The organism is Rhodococcus koreensis (assembly GCF_900105905.1).
Taxonomy (GTDB): Bacteria; Actinomycetota; Actinomycetes; order Mycobacteriales; family Mycobacteriaceae; genus Rhodococcus_F; species Rhodococcus_F koreensis.
This window is the reverse complement of record NZ_FNSV01000005.1, coordinates 7,475,187-7,493,454: the sequence shown is the minus strand read 5'-3', so window position 1 is coordinate 7,493,454 and position 18,268 is coordinate 7,475,187. Positions and strand designations below refer to the sequence as shown.

The window sequence follows — 18,268 nt, the reverse complement described above, 5'->3', positions numbered from 1 at the left end:
TTCGTTCAACGGAACCGAAGTGAGACTCGTGGTCGAACAACGGACGGTCCTCACCGATGACATCATCCAACTCGAGTTACGAAACGAAGACGGATCGGATCTTCCGGCGTGGGATCCGGGGTCGCATATCGAGTTGATCCTGCCGGAGTCTATGGTTCGCCAGTATTCGCTGTGCGGAGATCCCGCCGACCGTGGCTGTTGGAAGATCGCGGTGCTGCGGGACGTCTCGGGCCGGGGCGGATCGCAACGAATTCATGATGAACTGCAGGAGAAGTCGTTCGTGACGGCACGGGGGCCACGCAACCTGTTCCCACTCCGGCCGTCACGTAGCTACCTCTTCATTGCGGGCGGGATCGGTATCACCCCGATGCTGCCGATGATGTCCGCTGCGGCGAAATCGGGTGCCCGATGGGCGATTCACTACGGTGGCCGCTCGCGCCAGTCGATGGCTTTCGTCGATCAGCTGTTGGAATTCGACCACGCCGGCGTTCATCTCTATCCGCAGGACGAGGTCGGGTTCATCGATCTCGGTTCAGTACTGGCAGATCCCGATCCCGAGACCTTGGTCTACTGTTGTGGACCTGAACCGCTTCTCGCCGCGGTCGAGGACCGGTGCCGACCGACCTGGCCTTCGGATTCTCTGTGTGTGGAACGCTTCTCCCCGCGAGCCATCGACGAGCATGCAGCCGAGACTGCGTTCGAAGTAGAACTGGTGCAGAGTGGGAAGACAATTACCGTGAATCCCGGTCAGAGCATTCTCGACGCCGTCGAACAGTCGGGTGTTCCGGTCCTCTCGTCGTGCATGGAGGGTACGTGTGCCTCGTGTGAGGTCGCGGTTCTGGACGGCGTCCCGGACCATCGGGATTCCGTTCTCGACGAGCGTGAACGCGAGGCCGGCAAGACGATGATGATCTGCGTCTCGCGTGCACTGAGTACGCGTCTCGCCATCGACCTCTGACCGACAGAGCCCTTGCCCCCACGGGGGCAAGGGCTCTACCTTTTCGGCCAGGGCATGACGATCTACAACGCTCTACGTGCCAGGCTGAAGACCTGCCCGGTGGGACCGCCGACGCGCTGCTGGGCCAGCCACCCGACCAGTTCTGCGACTTCATGCGGCAACTTCACACGCTCACTCGGCAAGCCGTCAGGGGCTTCACCCACTGCGACCAGACCTCGAGTGAGCTGTGTCGCTACTGGCCCGGGAATCACTTCGTTCACGTCGATACCATGCTCCCAGACTTCTTCGGCCAAGGTCTTCGTGAGATGACTGACTCCCGCCTTGGACGCACCGTAGGCCGAAAATCCAGCCGTCGTGGAATGCCCGTGACCCGACCCGATCAGGATGATCCGGCCGCCGCCCGCCTCGATCATGAAGGGGAGAACGGCTCGCGCAATATTGAACGTGCCTATCAAGTTCAGTGTGACCACACGGGCCCAGTCGGCGGGATCGGCGTCGATCACCGCGCAGGGAGCCCCCGCACCGGCACTGTTGACGAGAACATCGACGTCACCGAACACATCGACGGCTTCACGGACCGCGGCATCGCACGCGTCGAAGTCGGCGACATCGCACGGTACGACCAGCGCCTTCGCGCCGAGCGCCTCCACCTCATGTGCGACAGCGTCCAGCTCCGCTGAAGTTCGAGAGGCCAGGACGATGTCGGCGCCCGCGCCTGCGAGGTGGAGTGCGCACGCACGGCCGATCCCTCGTCCTGCCCCGGTGACGACCGCAACCTTGTTCGACAGATCGAATGCGTCACTCTTACCTGCTATCTGATTGATCATGCGAGAATCCCTCTGCTACCTGGATCAGACGCGTGCGAAGGGCGGGACGATGTCTTCGTAGTGCACCGCGCCCTTCTCGAGCATGCCCAGCCGGTCCATCACCTCGGCAGCATGCTCGATCCCGCTACGAGTGACCTTCCAGTTGGGACCGACCTTCGGGAAGACACGATCGACCATGAAATCGATTGTCCTGGCCGCGTCTTCCGGTGCCTCGTTGTTGAAGGTTCCCTCGTTGAGGAGTTGTGCCGCAGCAGCCCGATTGTCAGTAATCCATGTCTTGGCCTCCCACTGCGCAGCAAGCCACGCGTCGGCAGTGTCCTGATTCGCTTCGACCTTGTCTTCACGCATGACCAAGGGACAAACCTGCAGATCACTCAACAGCTGCGGGGTACCGGCGGCACTGAAATCGATCAGCATCCGGCCACCGACTTGCGTGGCAACAGACAGACCCGCGCCGAACGTGAATCCCACATAGGCATCGAGCCGGTCGTTCTTCATCTGGGCGATGGCGGCCGACAGCTGCCCAACCCCGAGGACAGTAATGTCATCGCGTTCCATCCCAGCCGCCTCGAGCGCCAGATTCAGAATGTTGTCGGTACCTGCACCGATCGCGGTGACACCAATCGTCTTCCCCTTCAAGGAAGCCATCTTGTCGACGAACGAGGCGTTCTCACCGGGCCAGTTACCCGGCCCCACGATCAGGTTGTAGGTGTTGACCGGCATGCGCATACCGACAATCACCGGCCGTTTGCCGTTCTGACTCTTGGCGAAGGCGAGCATTGCGCCCATCGTGTCCATCGCAGCGCCATCGATCGCGCCCGCACTGACCATCTGCAAACCTTGCACACCGCTCTGGGGGTAGATGAGCTTGGGAACTTCCAGGTTGAAGAGGGAGAACTGGTTTTGAGCGACATTGATCGCATCGATCAGGAAGTTGTCGCCGGATGACGATCCCACGACGAATGGAGTCGGCCTCGCGAGCGCACCAGCTGCTTTCGGTCCCTGCGTTCCGGCTGCTCCGCCGCCTCCGCCGCATGCGGCGAGTACGGAACCGACACCGACGGCCAGCGCTCCAGCGCCGGCAAACTTGAACACATTGCGCCGGCTGATTGCAGACCCGGGCGCCGCTCCGCGAATTCGCCCGGCGGATTCGACACGGTGGAAATCCTTGCTCATCGCTCTCCCTAAGCTCACAACATCAGGGCAGGCAAAATCGATCGTTTCGCCTGAAAGTGGACAGCCGATCCCGAATCGTACAAACCACAGAAGTTCCCGCACGCGATATCACAGGACGTTCACTCACCCAAATCGGCTGGCCACTAGTGGACCAGCAGCGCACCAAGGTGTCAAGGTCGATCGACATACCCAGGAACTATCACCCCGATAGACATTTTCGGTTGCTCGTATACCCCCGGGATGCGATTCTCACCTCATGAGAGATTCTGTGTTGCAACGGCATCCAACTCGGAGTTTCATGCGCCTTCTTCGTCGGACCCGATAGTTCGCGCACAGTTGCCTCCGTTCCTCCGAACTGATCCGTAAAGGAACTGACATTGCACCAAGCACTGAGATCCAATGTGCCTGTCGCCGCCGCCGATGTCGAGTACGGCCGACTTCTCCGGTTGGACGGACATCGGATTGTCGTACTCGGGGCCGGAAGTGGCATCGGGGAACACACCAGTCGCATGTTGGCCTCCATGGGCGCCGAATTGGTATGCGTCGACGTCGACCCCGCGGGCGCGGAGTCGATCAGCCGAACCCTGAACTGCCCTTCACTCTGTGCCGACGTGACGTCCGAGTCCGGCGTCGCGGAACTCGTGAAGTTCATCGAAGACGAAGTCGGGGAGATCCACGGATTTGTCGACGTCGTCGGCAGGACGACTCCGAAGCCGTTGGCGGAGTTCACCTTGGCCGACTGGGAAGACGACTTCCGTGTCAATACCCGGCACGCGTTTCTTCTCGGGCAAGCGCTTTGTCCGCTGATCGCCCGCAGCGGCGGCGGATCCATTGTCTTCGTCTCCAGCTCGTGGTCCCAGTACGCCAGCCCGGCCGCCCCCGGTTACGGTCCCGCAAAGGCGGCGCTGAACACCTGGATCAAGCAACTCGCGGCCGCATACGGTCCGGCGGGCGTCCGAGTCAACGGCGTTACCCCGGGGTTCTTCCTGACCGCCCGCATGGTCGAGACGCTCGACCGGATCGGCCGGACAGCAGCAGAATTGATCGTCAACCAGGCTCTGCTCGAGCGCTTGGGGCAGGCGTACGAGGTGGCAGGCGCCATCGGATTCCTGCTGTCCCCGGCGGCCGGTTACATCACCGGCAGCCTGATTCCGGTCGAGGGCGGTGCGACCTCCCGAGACCCGCTCGGGTTCGCTCGGCGCGAGTGAAATCGACAGCAGCATAACCACTTCAACCAAGTGCACCGTCGTCGACGTCACGTCGACGGCGGTGCACCCGATTCCACTGCCTCGACCGAGGCCGAGCGAAACCAGTTTTCCCAGTCAGCTTTCCAGACCTATCGAGGTGCAGATTTGAAATCGAATGAAGTATCGAGCGGCAATAGTCAGAGGTGCCTGGTCGGTGTCCCTCGAGAATCGAGTGACGGTGAGCGCCGGGTGGCTCTGGTGCCGAAAATTGTGTCCGCTCTGATCGGCAAGGGCGTCGATGTGGTAGTCGAGTCCGGGGCCGGTATGGGGGCGTTGATTCCCGACGAGCTGTACACCGCTGCCGGGGCGAAGATCGGCGATCCGTGGACCGCTGATGTAGTGGTGAAGGTTGCACCCCCGTCCACGGACGAGATCAGCCGGATCAGCGCGGGGACGAGGCTGATCGGCTTCTTGAATCCGCGCAGTGCGGATAATCGGATTGCCGAGCTCGAGGCCGCCGGAATCGAGGCATACGCCATGGAGGCGATTCCACGTATTTCGCGCGCCCAGGTGATGGATGCGCTGTCCTCGCAGGCGAACGTGTCCGGATACAAGGCTGTTCTGTTGGCGGCGTCGGAGTCGACACGGTTCTTCCCGATGCTCACCACAGCTGCGGGCACGGTGAAGCCTGCGACGGTCCTGGTGCTCGGTGTCGGTGTCGCAGGTCTGCAGGCGTTGGCGACGGCGAAGCGTCTCGGTGGCCGCGCAACCGGATACGACGTGCGTCCCGAGGTCGCGGACCAGGTGCGGTCGGTGGGCGCGCAATGGCTCGACCTCGGAATCGACGCGGCCGGTGAGGGTGGATACGCACGCGAGCTGACCGAGGACGAGCGCACGAAGCAGCAGCGGGCTCTCGAAGATGCAATCAAAGGCTTCGACGTCGTGATCACCACGGCCCTGGTGCCGGGTCGTCCTGCCCCGCGTCTGGTGACTGCTGCCGCCGTCGAAGGAATGACGCCCGGCAGTGTCGTCGTCGACCTCGCGGGTGAAACCGGTGGCAACTGCGAGCTCACCGAACCGGGTCAGACCGTCGTCAAACACGGCGTGACCATCTGCTCGCCGCTGAATCTGCCGGCGTCCATGCCCGAGCACGGGTCCGAGTTGTACGCGAAGAACATTTCCGCGCTGATCGAATTGATGCTCCTCGACGGCGGTGCGGGCGAAGGAACGGGGAAGGTTGCCGTCCTGGCTCCTGACTTCTCCGATGAGGTTCTCGCCGGCGCGTGCGTCACCCGTGAAGAGAAGGGCGCCTGATGTACACATCGCTTCTGGCGAACATCGCGATCCTGGTGCTGTCCGGGTTCGTCGGTTTCGCTGTGATCTCCAAGGTTCCGAACACCCTGCACACTCCGCTGATGTCGGGTACGAATGCCATCCACGGCATCGTCGTGCTGGGTGCGTTGGTCGTCCTGGGCAAGGTGCACGATCCGTCGCTCGGGTTGCAGATCATCTTGTTCGTCGCGCTCGTCTTCGGAACCGTGAACGTTGTCGGCGGCTTCGTGGTCACCGACCGCATGTTGGCGATGTTCAAGGCCAAGCCGGCCGCCGCGTCTGTGTCGAAGGATGGTGACCGGTAATGGAATACCTGGTCAATGGTTTGTACATCGTCGCGTTCGCGATGTTCATCTACGGTCTCATGGGCCTGACGGGCCCGAAGACCGCGGTGCGCGGCAACCAGATCGCCGCGGTCGGCATGGTCGTCGCTGTCGTCGCGACGCTGATCTCCATTCGCGACGCGCAGATGGGGAACTGGATCCTGATCGCCTCCGGCCTCCTGATCGGTGTCTGTCTGGGTGTTCCGCCGGCGCTGCGCACGAAGATGACGGCGATGCCGCAGTTGGTCGCACTGTTCAACGGTGTCGGCGGCGGCACGGTCGCGTTGATCGCGTACGCGGAATTCCTGGACTCGGACGGGTTCACCGCATTTCAGCACGGCGAATCGCCGACGGTCCACATCGTCGTCGCCTCGCTCTTCGCCGCGGTGATCGGCTCGATCTCGTTCTGGGGCAGTGTGATCGCGTTCCTGAAACTGCAGGAGACCCTGCCCGGTCGCCCGATCGGAATCGGAAGACTCCAGCAGCCGCTCAATGCTCTGCTGCTCATCACCGCAGTCGGCTTCTCGGTGGTCATCGGGATGAGGGCGATTTCGCCGGAAGGCCCGACCGGCTCCCTGTGGATCGTGGGGGTTCTGGTGCTCTCGGGCATCCTCGGCCTGATGGTCGTCCTGCCCATCGGCGGCGCCGACATGCCCGTCGTCATCTCTCTGCTCAATGCGCTGACCGGGTTATCGGCCGCTGCAGCAGGTTTGGCACTGAACAACCAGGCGATGATCGTCGCCGGCATGATCGTCGGCGCTTCGGGCACCATCCTGACCAACCTCATGGCCAAGGCCATGAACCGGTCCATCCCCGCCATCGTCGCCGGTGGATTCGGTGGCGGCGGCGGTGACGTGGCAGCATCGGACGGCGTCGTGCGCACGGCCAAGGCGACGTCGGCCGCCGACGCCGCAATCCAGATGGCCTACGCCAACCAGGTCATCGTCGTACCCGGATACGGATTGGCTGTCGCGCAGGCCCAGCACGCCGTCAAGGACATGGCGAAGTTGCTCGAAACGAGGGGCGTCGAGGTCAAATACGCCATTCACCCCGTCGCCGGGCGTATGCCCGGTCACATGAACGTTCTTCTCGCCGAGGCAGATGTCTCGTACGACGCGATGAAGGAAATGGACGACATCAACGACGAGTTCGCTCGCACCGATGTCACCCTGGTGATCGGCGCGAACGACGTCACCAACCCGGCAGCGCGCAACGATCCGAGTTCACCGATTCACGGGATGCCGATCCTCAACGTCGACCAGTCGAAGTCCGTCGTCGTGCTCAAGCGTTCGATGAACTCCGGTTTCGCCGGTATCGAGAACCCGCTCTTCTTCGCCGAGGGCACGTCGATGCTCTTCGGTGATGCCAAGAAGTCGGTCGCCGAAGTGACCGAAGAACTCAAGGCGCTGTAGCGCTCGACCTAGGACGTCCACGCGTACCGGAAGCGTTGCGCGACCTCGTCGACCGGTTTGTCCCGGTACTCGGCGTGCTCGTAGCGCTTGACCGCCGCCAGCGCTTCCACGATGAGCGGACCGAACAGGTCCCGCGCGAGTGCCGAGGACTCGAATGCCCCGAGCACGTCGGACGGCAGGGTCGGGAGGAGGTCGACGGCGTGCGCGCCTGCCAGGTTCGCCGGGTCGACCGACACCTCGTCCGGTAGTGGAAACGCACCGACGATCCCGTCGTGGGCGGCGCCGAGAATGGCGGCGCCGCTCAGGTACGGGTTCGCGGAGGGGTCGACGGGTTTGATCTCGAGGTTCGCGCCGTGCGGGTTCCCGGCGGTGTCCGTGCACAGGCGGACCGCTGCCTCGCGGTTCTCCAGCCCCCAGCAGCGCGATACCCCCGACCACATCCCCGGGCGCAACCGCAGATGCGACAGCGCCGACCCGGCGAGAACCGCCGTGAACTCGGGTAGCGCCCGCAGGATCCCGGCGACCGCGGCGCCACCGGCGGCCGTCAGCCCGTGTGGGCCCGGACCTCCGGACAGGATCGGCCGATCGTCCTCGGCGAACGACACGTGCTGGTGGGCGCCGTTTCCCGCACCGCCCGCAACGGGCATGGGCGAGAACGACGCCCGCATCCCCTGGGCACGCGCGGTCCGGCTGATCAGTGCGCGGGCCAGCACCACGTCGTCGGCGGCCGTGACGGGGTCGGCGGGGGCGAGCGACACCTCGAACTGGTTGAGCCCGGCCTCGGCGTGGACCTGTTCGACAGGCAGCCCGGCCGTCGCTGCCGCGGCGAGCAGTCGTGCGAAGAAGTCGTCGTGCGCGAGAACGGCGTTCAGTCCGTACGCGGACCATTCGTCGGCCGTCGCCGCGTCGAACAGCGTGAACTCGATCTCGTGGCCGGTCCGCGCGCTCAGCCCGGATTCCTCCAGCCGCGCCGTCACCCGCCGCAGCGCATCCCGGGTGCAGGCGAGCGACGGCGTTCCGTCCTGCTCGGTGAGGCACGCCGGCGCCCAGTACGTGCCGTCGCCCAGATTTCTCACGTCGTCGGCGTCGATCCGCAGCCGAAGGTCGCCCACCACGGAGAAGGCCGGCGTGAACGCGAGGTGGTCGTCGACGCAGAACACACTCCAGCTCGGCGAGGCGCCCGCACCGGCGTCGACGAACGTGGACAGCCTCGCGATGGGCAGCATCTTCGCCCGGGAGACCCCGGCCATGTCGACGATCGAGCCGACGATGCGGTCGGTGGGGGCGAAGTCGTTCCCTGCGCCGCGCATCAGTGCCTCGCCACCGCCCCGGTCACGAACCGAGCAGCTGGTGCGCCCGCAGACCGACGTACAGTTCGGCGGCGTCGATGGGGTCGGAGAAATCGCGTCCCGTGAGGGTGTGAATTCGGCGCAGCCGGTACAGGACGGTGTTGCGGTGGTAGTGCAACCGGGTGGCCGCCGCCGTCGTGGAGCCGCGGCAGGAGAACCAGGCGTCGAGAGTGGCGAGCAGGCTTTCCTGTTCCTCCGTGGGCAGGGCCAGCACCGGTCCGAGTATCTGGTTCGACGCGAGCTTCCCGGCGTCGGGAACACTGACAAGCAGCAGCGACACCGGCACCGACTCGTAGCGGGTGACGGTGCACCCGCCGTGCCCCGCGCAGCGGCGGGCGATCCGCGCCTGCTCCACGGCCCGGCTCGTCCCACCCGGACGTCCGAACGCCGAGCTGACGCCGATCCGTCCGTGACCGGTGCGGCCGAGGACGTCCAGCGCCGAATCGAGGACCTCGGCGGTGGCGGCCCACAGCAGCCCGACCCGGCCGTCGACCTCCGAGTCCCACACCGAGTCGACCCCCGCACCGCGAAGGTCCGACTGGACGACGTCCGCTGCGGACGGGGACGCCGCCGCCTCGGCGGACACGACGAGGAACGTGCTGTTCTCCGGAATCCGGAACGTGCGGAGCGCGTCGGCGGCGCCGGCCGGGTTGGCGGCATGGTCACCGAAGAGGGTGCGGATCAGCCGGCCCCGCGACTCGGCGTCCTCGCGGGCGCGCAGGTCGGCGGTCTCCCGGTAGGCCTCCGCGGCGCTGTCCGAGTAGACGTCCACCAGCGCCCACACCTGGGCGGCCATGTCGAGCAGCGCGTTGGTGGCGCGGCCCTCCGAGCGGTTCATCAGTTCGTCCCAGATCAGGCGACCACCGAGCCGGAACGCGTGGAGCAGCGCCGCGAGCGGCACCCCCTGTTCGGCCTTCAACTGTCCGGCCGCACGCGCCGCCTCCAGCCGGATCGGCGCACTGCCCGCGAGGTTGCCCAGCATCGCCGTGAGGTTGTCGACGCACGCCGCGTACAACTGCTCCGGGGTGAGGAGTGTCGCCTCCACGTAGCCGTGCTCGGCCGACAGGATGCGCGAGACGAGTTCCTCGGACAACTGGTCCACCGACTCCAGCATCGAGCCCAGAAGATCGGTGGGCGACGGCGCGACATCCGGGCTGACAGTCATCCGGCAAGACTATCCACCGGATGAAGTCGGCGCCATCCCCCGTTTGTGCGACGGCATAGCCCCGGTGGGCTACATTCACAGCCGCTGCCTATGGCGCGACGCCCGCAACGGGGACGAGAATCGGTGTTCTACGCCACAGAAATCTTCCAATTCTGTGGCGCGGTCCACCATGTACTCGACCCGAGCGGAGCTGTCCACCGTGAGCACTTCAGAACCCGAGGTCACCTCCAACACCACCTCGCCGCACCCGGAGGTCGACGCGGCCCTCGCCGACCTCGCCGAGGGCGAGAAGACCTGGGCCGACCTCTCCCTCACCGACCGCAGGACACTCCTCGACAAGGTGCACGACCTCACCGTGCAACATGCCTCCGACTGGGTGGACGCCGCGGTCGCGATCAAGGGCCTGGACCCGAAGTCGCCGCTGGTCGGCGAGGAATGGATGTCCGGACCGTACCCGCTGGCCACCGGCACCGCGGCACTGTCCGCGAGCCTGGCGAAGCTCGACGCCGGCACCAGCCCACTGGACGGCGCCACGTTCGGCACCGCGCCGGGCGGCCGCACCACCGTCAAGGCGTTGCCCCTGAACATCTTCGACAAGTTGCTGCTCAGCGGATTCAGCGCCGACGTGTGGCTGCAGCCTGGAATCGATCGTGCGACGGCACAGCGTGACGCCGGCCTCGCCCAGCGCGACCCGTCGCGGACGCAGGGCGTCGGCGTGGTCCTGGGAGCCGGCAACATCACCTCGATCGCCCCGCTCGACACCCTGTACGAACTGATCGCGCACAACCGCGTCGTCGCCCTCAAGCTCAACCCCGTCACCGACCGCCTGCTGCCCGTGCTGACGCGGGTCCTCGAACCGCTCATCTCGATCGGCGCGGTCCGGTTGCTGACCGGCGGCGCGGACGTCGGAACGTACCTGGTGCACCACGACCTGGTCGACCACGTGCACATGACGGGCAGCGCACTCACCCACGACGCGATCGTGTTCGGGACCGGCGAGGACGGTGCGCGGCGCAAGGCGGCGAACGAACCCCTCCTCGGCAAGGCCATCTCCAGCGAACTCGGCGGCGTGTCCCCCACCATCGTGCTGCCCGGCGAATGGAGCCGCGCCGACATCAAGTTCCAGGCCGAACACATTGCGACGCAACGACTGCACAACGGCGGCTACAACTGCGTCGCGGCGCAGGCGGTGGTCGTGTCGCCCGAGTGGAAGCAGCGCGACGAGTTCGTGGCCGCCCTGAAGGAGGCGCTCGACAAGGCACCGGAACGCACCGCGTACTACCCCGGCAGCGACGCCCGGGTCGCCGGCGCCGTCGCGTCGTTCCCCACCGCGGCCAGGCTGGGCGAGAACGGCGGACGCGTCCTGGTCAGCGATCTCGAGCCCGGCGCCTACGCCCCGCTCCTGCAGACCGAGTACTTCGCGCCGGTGCTCGGCGTGATCGACGTTCCCCACGGCGGCGCCGAGTTCGCGGCCCACGCCGCCGACCTCGTCAACGCGGACTTCGTCGGAACACTCGGGATCAACATCGTCGCGGCGCCGCAGACCATCCACGAGATGGGTGCGGAGTTCGACTCGCTGCTCGAGAGCCTCCGCTACGGGACCATCGCAGTCAACGCGTGGACCGGCGTCGGCTACCTCACCGCCACCGCCACCTGGGGAGCCTTCCCCGGCCACACCCTGAACGACGTGCAGAGCGGCATCGGCGTGGTGCACAACGCGCTCCTCATCGACCGGCCGGAACGCACCGTCGTCCGCGGCCCGTTCCGGCCGTCGCCGCGGTCCATCCTGAACCGCGAGATGTCCATCTCGCCCAAACCCCCGTGGTTCGTCACCAACCGAACCGCCGCCACGACGGGCCGATTGCTGACAGGATTTGCCGGTGCACCCTCATGGACCCGCCTGCCGGCGATCTTCGCGTCCGCGCTGCGTGGGTGAGGGCTGCGAGTCCTCGTCCCGTCACCCCCGTCGAAGTGGAGATGAACGATGAATCAGGAACTGTCTGTGGCCGACTACGTGATCGTGGGGTCGGGTTCGGCAGGTGCGGTGCTCGCCGACCGGCTCAGCGCCGACTCCGGCAGCGAGGTCGTGGTCCTCGAGGCCGGCGGTGAGGACAAGGACAAGTTCGCGCACATCCCCGCCGCCTTCTCGAAACTGTTTCGCAGTGAACTGGATTGGGACTACCTGACGGAGCCGCAACCCGGGCTCGGCGGGCGCACGATCTACTGGCCGCGCGGCAAGATGCTCGGCGGCTCGTCGTCGATGAACGCGATGATGTGGGTGCGCGGATTCGCCGCCGACTACGACGAGTGGGCCGAACTCGCCGACGACACGTGGTCGTTCAGGGAAGTGGTCAAATACTTCCGCCGCATCGAGAACGTGCAGGACGCGTCGGACGCCGACAGCGGCACGGGCGGACCGATCGTCGTCTCGCACCAGCGGAGCCCCCGCGCCCTCACCGCGTCGTTCCTCGCGGCCGCCGAGGAGACCGGCTACCCCGTCGAACGGGCGAACACCACTCGGCCCGAAGGCTTCTCACAGACCATGGTCACGCAGAAACGGGGCGCGCGGTGGAGTACGGCCGACGCCTACCTGCGGCCGGCACTGAAGCGGAAGAACCTGACCGTCCTCACCGGCGCCCAGGCCACCCGGGTGCTGTTCGAGGGCTCCGCCGCCGTCGGCGTCGAGTACGAGAAGGACGGGGTGCGACGCACCGTCCGCGCCGCGAAGGAAGTGATCCTCGCCGGCGGGGCGATCAACTCGCCGCAACTCCTCATGCTGTCGGGCATCGGCGACGAGGCGCAGTTGCGGGCGCACGGCGTCGCGGTGCAGCAGCACCTGCCGGAGGTCGGGAAGAATCTGCTCGACCACCTGGTGTCGTTCCTCGGCTACCGCGTCGACTCGGACTCGCTGTTCGCCGCGGAGAAGATCCCGGAACTGCTCAACTACCTGACCCGCCGCCGCGGCATGCTGACGTCGAATGTGGCCGAGGCGTACGGTTTCACGCGCAGCCGGGACGATCTGGCACTGCCCGATCTCGAGATGATCTTCGGGCCGGCGCCGTTCTTCGACGAGGGCCTCATCCCTGCGACCGGGCACGCCGCGGTGATCGGCACCATCCTCGTCAAACCCGAGAGTCGCGGCGAGATCTCGCTGAAGTCGGCGAATCCCCTCGCCAAGCCGATCATCGATCCCCGCTATCTCAGCGACAGCGGCGGAGTCGACCGACGGGCGATGCTCGAAGGACTGCGCCTGTGCGACGCCCTCGCGTCCGCGCCCGCGCTGAAGTCGCGGCTCGGCAATCTGATTCGCCCGGCAGTGGAACCGAGCACCCCGATCGACGAGATCCTCGAGCGGGCACTCCAGGAGAACGCGCACACGCTCTACCACCCGGTCGGGACGTGCCGCATGGGCAACGACGACGCGAGTGTCGTCACACCCGACCTGCGGGTTCGTGGGGTCGACAAACTGCGCGTCGCGGACGCGTCGATCATGCCCGCCATCATCCGCGGGCACACCCACGCACCGTCGGTCCTCATCGGTGAGCGGGCGTCGGATCTGATCCGCAACTCGTAGGGCGCTTCGCGCCCCGTGCGTGGTTTGCGAGTGCAGAGACTCGTTAACCACGCACGGGCGGCGGAGCCGCCTAGTAGCGGCGCGCCGCGTAGAACGGCATCGAATTGAGCGGCGACTGCTTGACGGGCTGCCCGGCGGTGGGCGCGTGGACGACCGTGCCGTTCCCGGCGTAGAGCCCGACGTGCTCCGCCCCGTTGAACAGGACCAGGTCACCCGGTTGCAGGCTGCCCTTGTCGACGGGCGATCCCCCGTTCAACTGGTCGTAGGTGGTACGGGGCACCGAGATGCCCACCTGCTTGTACGCCCACTGCACGAGGCCCGAGCAATCGAAGGAGTTCGGCCCGGTGGCGCCCCAGACGTACGGCGAGCCGATCTTCGACTCGGCGGCGGCGAGAGCCTGAGCGCCGTGGGTGGCCGGCATCGCCGGCGGGGCCGGGACCGGTCCCGGCAGTGGCCCGGGGTTCGGAGCCGGAGCGGATGGAACCGGAGGCACTGGAGGTACACCCGGTACCTCGAATGTCCCAATTCCTGGGATGGTGATCGGCTCCGCTGCAGCGGGAGCGACGGGAAGCAGGAACGCTCCCACTCCCACACCGGCGGCGATCAGAAGACCGCCGGTCGAAAACTGCAGACGATTGCCCCGACGCAATCTATGCTTGGCCATTGAGCTGAGTCCTTCAATTTTTGAGAGTCCGGCGACTTCCGTGCCGTTCGGACGAGACGTTAGATAACATCCCGGTCACGGACTCAGCGGACAACGGCCGATCGGCCCATACACATACCTGTTTTTGCAATACAGGTAGATAACGATTCGATATCGAACCGACCGGTCCGGCACGAAACACCAGAAACAGGTATGCGTTCGGGTAAATCGGCCCGTTACCGACGGCATCCCCGTCGTCCACGCTGTGTGCGTGTCACTGACCCAGAACTCAGAACCCGAGATCTTCGGGGAACCCGCAGATGCGGACACCACGACCCTCACCGTCGTGGGTGCAGGCTCGCCCGTCGTCTTCCTGCACGGATGGGGACTCACCCCGCGGGTGTACGACCGCAGCCTCGCGATGCTCGCTCAACAGGGGCATCGCGTCGTCACGCCGGCGCTCCCCGGCTTCGGCGGTACCCCCGATCACGCGCCCGAGGACCGCACCTTCGCCGGTTACGCGGCCTGGCTCGGACGGTTCCTCGACGACGCGGGAATCAGTGAACCGGTCACCCTGGTCGGCCACTCGTTCGGCGGCGGCGTCGCCATCCAGGCCGCCCACGACCTTCCGGAGCGGGTCGCGCGCCTGGTCCTGGTCAACTCCGTCGGCGGCGGCGCCTGGTCGTCCGACGGCTGGCACACCCGGCCCATCGACGAGCGACCACTGTGGGACTGGGGCGCCTCGGCCCTGGGTGAGGCGCTGTCGATCCGGACCATCGCGCACACGACGGCGTCGCTCGTCAACGGTTTTCTGCCCAACGCGCTACGGGATCCGGGTGCGGTCTGGCGGACGGCACACCTGGCCAGACGGGCGGATCTGCGCCACGAACTCGGCGTCCTCGCCGACCGTGGCCTACCGGTGTCCCTCCTGTGGGGTCGCGGGGACCGGACAATTCCCCTCGCCAGCTTCGAGTCGATGAGGAAGGCGCTACGCAATCCTCGCGTCATTACCGTGACAGGCAACCACGGCTGGCTGATCCACGACCCCACCTCTTTCGCCGACGCCGTCCGCCGGGCACTCCACCGCCCGTGAGTGGTCGGCGAGTGTAGGGACTCGCTCACCACGCACGGGCGGCGGAGCCGCTCAGCCTGCAGCGACCACCGGATTTCCGTCGGCGTCACTGCCGGGCGGATACGTGCCGTTCGCGTACGGGTTGTAGTCGTTGGTGAACAGGCCCTCCGCCGTCGTCCCGCCCGGTTTCAGCACCCCCAACCGCACGCCCTGGTCGATCCAGATCTGGAACTCCCCGGGATCGATCACTCCCCCGGCCGCGGGCACGCCGGCACTCTTCCACTGCCGGACGAACTCCGTCGACTCGTTCCGCCCACGACCCTCGACGATCTTCACGAAACGATCGACCACCTCCTCCTTCGGCACCGTCTGCGTCCACCGCACGGCGCGCGCGACGCCCTGCACGAAGTCGCGGACAGCGTCCTCGTTCTTCGAGATGAAATCGTTCCGGAACACCACCGCCCCGATCCCCAGCGGGCCGGTGAGATCGACATCCGTGAACAGCGGCGTCAACCCGCCCCGGCCGAGCGCGGCATCCTTGACGATCCCCCCGAGATTCCCCACGTCGATCTGCCCCGACCGCAGTGCCTGTTCCGTGTTGTTCGGCGGCACCACGGTCAGCTCCACCTGGTTGATCTCGTCGTTGGTCAGGCCGGCACGGAACAGCCATTCCTTGATGACGTACTCGTGGTAGGCGCCGAGGGTGTTGATTCCCACCTTCTTCCCGATCAGATCGCGGGCCGTCCGGATGGGGCTGCCGTCGAGGACGTAGTAGCCGTTGAAACTGTCGGCCTCGGTGTCGCCGTCCGATCCGTATACCGACACGACCCCGGTCAGCGGTGCCCCGGCATCGACGAGTTTGGCGATGGCGCCATTGAAGGCCGCCCCGAAGTCGGTCTCCCCGGTGGCCGCGGACTGAATGCTCTGCGGCCCACTCGTCGTGTCCCCCAACCACTCCAGTTGCACCTTCTCGAAGAACCCGAGATCCTCCGCAAGCTCGGGGAAGGTGACACTGGCCGGGCTGCCCTCGTACCGCAGCACCGTCTTGCCGTCCTCCGTCGTCCCGCCGCCCGAGGACGACCCACCACATGCCGCGACCACCAGCGCCACGGCCGTGACCAGCACCGCGGCGGCGAACGATCTGTTACGGCGCAACCCGATCGGCGACTCAGCCCTCATGTCGTCGTCCCCCTGGCTCAGTCGGAGCCGTGGAACGCGGTGCCGGCCACCGACCGCGACGGCTGACCGTCGACGCCGACCGGAACATCACCTTCGACGGTGGTGCGGTACAGCACCCGCACGACGTCGAGATGATCGAGATCTGCCGGCGCGAGGTGCGCGGTGATGCGGTTGTCCCACACCCCGATGCTGTTGTTCTGCCAGCGAACTCGAACCGTGTACGCCGGGTTCGTGACCTCCTCGAACAGCAAGTCGAGGATCCGGTCGCTCTGTGCCGGGGAGACGCCGAGGATGCGGCTCGTGAAGCCGGGGGTGACGAACAGCCCCCGCTCACCGGTCTCCGGATGCACGCGGACCACCGGATGCTCCGTCACGATCGGTTTCGTGGTGACGTTCTGTTCGGCGTCACTGCCCGCCTCCCAGCGCTTCTGCCGTCCCCCGAACCGGTGTTCGGCGCGCAGGCCGTCCACGAACGACTTCAACGATTCCGGCAGATTCGCGTACGCCGCCGCGAGATTGGTCCAGGTGGTGTCGCCCCCGACGTCCGGCACCAGTTCCGACCGCAGGAACGTGATCGCCGGCGGGTTCACCAGCGCCGAGACGTCGGTGTGCCAGAAGTTCGCGTAGCTGTACTTGCGGGCGCCGCCGCGGGCCGCGTACTTGCGGCTGTCCACCTCCAGGATTTCCGGGTATCCCTCGGGGGCGTTGTAGTCGTAGGGATGGGCGGGTGTCACCTTCCCGAAGTGCCGGGAGAACCGGATCTGCGCCGCGTGGTCGAGGGGCTGGTCGCGGAAGAACAGCACCTTGTGGTCGAGCAACGCCTGCCGCAGTCGTGCGGCGGTGGCCTCGTCCAGGTCACCCGCGAGATCCACACCGCTGACCTCGGCGCCGATATAGCCGGCGATGGGAGCGATCCGGAGCTCGGTGGCGACACCGGGACGGTCGTCGATAACTGTCATTTTCGTCTCCTTTATGGACTCGTGCGCCTTTCTGGTAGCGCCAGCTACCAGAAAGGCGCACGGGCGGCGAAGCCGCCTACTTCTCGCCGCGGAACGCCGCACCGGCGATGGACGTGGATTCCTTGCCGTCGGGGCCGACGGGAACGTCGCCCTCGAGGGTGGTGCGGTACAGGACCCGGGTGACGTCGAGGTGGTCGAGGTCGGTGGGCGCGAGGTGGGCGGTGGCACGGTTGTCCCAGAACGCGAGGCTGCCCGGCGCCCAGCGGAAGCGCACCGTGTAGGCGGGGTTCGTCACCTCGGCGAACAGGAGGTCCAGCAGGCGGTCGCTCTGGGACGGCGACACCCCGACGATCCGGGCGGTGAACCCGGGTGTCACGAACAGGGCACGCTCCCCCGTCACCGGGTGAACCCGGACCACCGGGTGTTCGGTGACGAGCGGGTTCTCCCGCGTCTTCTGGGCGTAGCTGCTGTCCTCGGCCCACTGCGGGTGCCTGCCGCCGAACCGGTGCTCGGCGCGGAGGCCGTCGACGAGGCGCTTCAGTGAGTCCGGCAGACCCTCGTAGGCGGCGACGAGGTTGGTCCACTGGGTGTCGCCACCCTGCTCCGGGACGAGGTGCGCGCGCAGGATAGTGCCTGCCGGCGGGTTGATCAGCGCGGTGACGTCGGTGTGCCACTTGTTGTCGTAGCTGTACTTCTTGCGCCCGAACCGCTTCTCGTACTTGCGGCTGTCGACGGCGAGGATCTGCGGGAAGCCCTCGGGTGCTTCGTCGTCGTACGGGTGCGACGGCGTCACGTTACCGAACCTGCGGGAGAACGCGATCTGTTCGGCGTGCCCGATCTCCTGGTCGCGGAAGAACAGCACCTTGTAGCGATGCAGGGCGTCGCGAACCTGTGTTACCTCGTTGTCGGCCAGTTCTTTCCGGAGGTCGATACCGGAGATCTCGGCGCCGATGTGCCCGGCGACGGGACGGACCTCGAGCGCGGTGTCGGCGGACCGATCCGAGTCGGTGGGCGCTGCGGTGGTGACGGTCATGGGTACTCCTGGGTTTCGGGCTGAATCGATACGTCGCGATCATCATCGAATCCCGAACCACGTTGCTACAACGCTTTTT

Annotated in this window: 16 protein-coding genes; 8 read left to right on the top strand and 8 right to left on the bottom strand. The window is 66.3% G+C overall.

Translation table 11 applies throughout. The annotated features are described in order from the left end of the window. Positions 1 to 19: 19 nt before the first annotated feature. A complete protein-coding gene (locus BLV94_RS38665) occupies positions 20 to 958 on the top strand; it encodes a PDR/VanB family oxidoreductase (RefSeq protein ID WP_143051456.1) in 939 nt (312 codons plus the stop codon). Positions 959 to 1,020: 62 nt separating this feature from the next. Here the strand turns inward: BLV94_RS38665 and BLV94_RS38660 are convergent, their stop codons facing one another. After that, entirely contained in the window at positions 1,021 to 1,785 is a 765-nt protein-coding gene (locus BLV94_RS38660) for an SDR family NAD(P)-dependent oxidoreductase (RefSeq protein WP_072944165.1), read from the bottom strand. 24 nt (positions 1,786 to 1,809) lie between these two features. Continuing rightward, positions 1,810 to 2,961, bottom strand: coding sequence for an ABC transporter substrate-binding protein (locus BLV94_RS38655; protein WP_083395805.1), 1,152 nt, complete (start codon positions 2,959 to 2,961; stop codon positions 1,810 to 1,812). A 401-nt stretch (positions 2,962 to 3,362) separates the two neighbouring features. Between BLV94_RS38655 and BLV94_RS38650 the strand changes: the two genes are divergently transcribed. From BLV94_RS38650 to BLV94_RS38635, 4 genes are all read left to right on the top strand, one after another. Next, complete coding sequence (locus BLV94_RS38650; protein ID WP_072944162.1) at positions 3,363 to 4,169, top strand: SDR family NAD(P)-dependent oxidoreductase; 807 nt, start codon at positions 3,363 to 3,365, stop codon at positions 4,167 to 4,169. Positions 4,170 to 4,313: 144 nt separating this feature from the next. Continuing rightward, positions 4,314 to 5,462, top strand: coding sequence for an NAD(P) transhydrogenase subunit alpha (locus tag BLV94_RS38645; RefSeq protein ID WP_072944160.1), 1,149 nt, complete (start codon positions 4,314 to 4,316; stop codon positions 5,460 to 5,462). Continuing rightward, the gene (locus BLV94_RS38640; protein WP_072944158.1) at positions 5,462 to 5,785 is read left to right on the top strand and encodes an NAD(P) transhydrogenase subunit alpha part 2; all 324 of its coding nucleotides are present in this window, start codon (positions 5,462 to 5,464) and stop codon (positions 5,783 to 5,785) included. The genes BLV94_RS38645 and BLV94_RS38640 overlap by 1 nt, the downstream gene beginning before the upstream one ends. Further along, positions 5,785 to 7,215: an NAD(P)(+) transhydrogenase (Re/Si-specific) subunit beta gene (locus BLV94_RS38635; RefSeq protein WP_072944157.1), complete on the top strand. Its 1,431-nt coding sequence runs from the start codon at positions 5,785 to 5,787 to the stop codon at positions 7,213 to 7,215. The genes BLV94_RS38640 and BLV94_RS38635 overlap by 1 nt, the downstream gene beginning before the upstream one ends. A gap of 8 nt (positions 7,216 to 7,223) precedes the next feature. Here the strand turns inward: BLV94_RS38635 and BLV94_RS38630 are convergent, their stop codons facing one another. Then, positions 7,224 to 8,525, bottom strand: a complete 1,302-nt coding sequence (locus tag BLV94_RS38630) for a type I glutamate--ammonia ligase (RefSeq protein WP_072944155.1) — start codon at positions 8,523 to 8,525, stop codon at positions 7,224 to 7,226. Positions 8,526 to 8,547: 22 nt separating this feature from the next. After that, positions 8,548 to 9,729 (bottom strand): PucR family transcriptional regulator, encoded by a 1,182-nt coding sequence (locus BLV94_RS38625; protein WP_072944154.1) that lies wholly within the window; start codon positions 9,727 to 9,729, stop codon positions 8,548 to 8,550. A gap of 199 nt (positions 9,730 to 9,928) precedes the next feature. Between BLV94_RS38625 and BLV94_RS38620 the strand changes: the two genes are divergently transcribed. Together BLV94_RS38620 and BLV94_RS38615 are read left to right on the top strand one after the other, a co-directional pair. Beyond that, positions 9,929 to 11,665, top strand: coding sequence for an aldehyde dehydrogenase family protein (locus BLV94_RS38620; protein WP_072944280.1), 1,737 nt, complete (start codon positions 9,929 to 9,931; stop codon positions 11,663 to 11,665). A 48-nt stretch (positions 11,666 to 11,713) separates the two neighbouring features. Further along, the gene (locus BLV94_RS38615) at positions 11,714 to 13,303 is read left to right on the top strand and encodes a GMC family oxidoreductase (RefSeq protein ID WP_072944152.1); all 1,590 of its coding nucleotides are present in this window, start codon (positions 11,714 to 11,716) and stop codon (positions 13,301 to 13,303) included. 70 nt (positions 13,304 to 13,373) lie between these two features. Here BLV94_RS38615 and BLV94_RS38610 read toward each other — a convergent pair whose 3' ends face one another. Next, positions 13,374 to 13,967 carry a C40 family peptidase gene (locus tag BLV94_RS38610; protein WP_072944150.1) on the bottom strand — a complete coding sequence of 198 codons (594 nt, stop codon included), beginning with the start codon at positions 13,965 to 13,967 and terminating at the stop codon, positions 13,374 to 13,376. 244 nt (positions 13,968 to 14,211) lie between these two features. On the opposite strand from BLV94_RS38610, the gene BLV94_RS38605 reads away from it, so the two are divergent. Continuing rightward, positions 14,212 to 15,039 (top strand): alpha/beta fold hydrolase, encoded by an 828-nt coding sequence (locus BLV94_RS38605; RefSeq protein WP_174705520.1) that lies wholly within the window; start codon positions 14,212 to 14,214, stop codon positions 15,037 to 15,039. A 51-nt stretch (positions 15,040 to 15,090) separates the two neighbouring features. On the opposite strand, the gene BLV94_RS38600 is transcribed toward BLV94_RS38605, so the two are convergent. The 3 genes from BLV94_RS38600 to BLV94_RS38590 all read right to left on the bottom strand — a co-directional run bounded on the left by BLV94_RS38600 (position 15,091) and on the right by BLV94_RS38590 (position 18,189). Further along, positions 15,091 to 16,197: an ABC transporter substrate-binding protein gene (locus BLV94_RS38600; protein ID WP_072944146.1), complete on the bottom strand. Its 1,107-nt coding sequence runs from the start codon at positions 16,195 to 16,197 to the stop codon at positions 15,091 to 15,093. A gap of 17 nt (positions 16,198 to 16,214) precedes the next feature. Further along, positions 16,215 to 17,156 carry a TauD/TfdA dioxygenase family protein gene (locus tag BLV94_RS38595; protein ID WP_072944144.1) on the bottom strand — a complete coding sequence of 314 codons (942 nt, stop codon included), beginning with the start codon at positions 17,154 to 17,156 and terminating at the stop codon, positions 16,215 to 16,217. Between the two features lie 76 nt (positions 17,157 to 17,232). Then, positions 17,233 to 18,189, bottom strand: coding sequence for a TauD/TfdA dioxygenase family protein (locus BLV94_RS38590; RefSeq protein ID WP_072944142.1), 957 nt, complete (start codon positions 18,187 to 18,189; stop codon positions 17,233 to 17,235). Positions 18,190 to 18,268 lie beyond the last annotated feature (79 nt).

Excerpts from the sequence above, each read along its gene's own strand:
- BLV94_RS38660 (WP_072944165.1), bottom strand. The coding sequence starts at position 1,785 with ATGATCAATCAGATAGCAGGTAAGAGTGACGCATTCGATCTGTCGAAC.
- BLV94_RS38655 (WP_083395805.1), bottom strand. The coding sequence starts at position 2,961 with ATGAGCAAGGATTTCCACCGTGTCGAATCCGCCGGGCGAATTCGCGGA.
- BLV94_RS38640 (WP_072944158.1), top strand. The coding sequence starts at position 5,462 with ATGTACACATCGCTTCTGGCGAACATCGCGATCCTGGTGCTGTCCGGG.
- BLV94_RS38635 (WP_072944157.1), top strand. The coding sequence starts at position 5,785 with ATGGAATACCTGGTCAATGGTTTGTACATCGTCGCGTTCGCGATGTTC.
- BLV94_RS38630 (WP_072944155.1), bottom strand. The coding sequence starts at position 8,525 with ATGCGCGGCGCAGGGAACGACTTCGCCCCCACCGACCGCATCGTCGGC.
- BLV94_RS38625 (WP_072944154.1), bottom strand. The coding sequence starts at position 9,729 with ATGACTGTCAGCCCGGATGTCGCGCCGTCGCCCACCGATCTTCTGGGC.
- BLV94_RS38615 (WP_072944152.1), top strand. The coding sequence starts at position 11,714 with ATGAATCAGGAACTGTCTGTGGCCGACTACGTGATCGTGGGGTCGGGT.
- BLV94_RS38610 (WP_072944150.1), bottom strand. The coding sequence starts at position 13,967 with ATGGCCAAGCATAGATTGCGTCGGGGCAATCGTCTGCAGTTTTCGACC.
- BLV94_RS38600 (WP_072944146.1), bottom strand. The coding sequence starts at position 16,197 with ATGAGGGCTGAGTCGCCGATCGGGTTGCGCCGTAACAGATCGTTCGCC.
- BLV94_RS38595 (WP_072944144.1), bottom strand. The coding sequence starts at position 17,156 with ATGACAGTTATCGACGACCGTCCCGGTGTCGCCACCGAGCTCCGGATC.
- BLV94_RS38590 (WP_072944142.1), bottom strand. The coding sequence starts at position 18,189 with ATGACCGTCACCACCGCAGCGCCCACCGACTCGGATCGGTCCGCCGAC.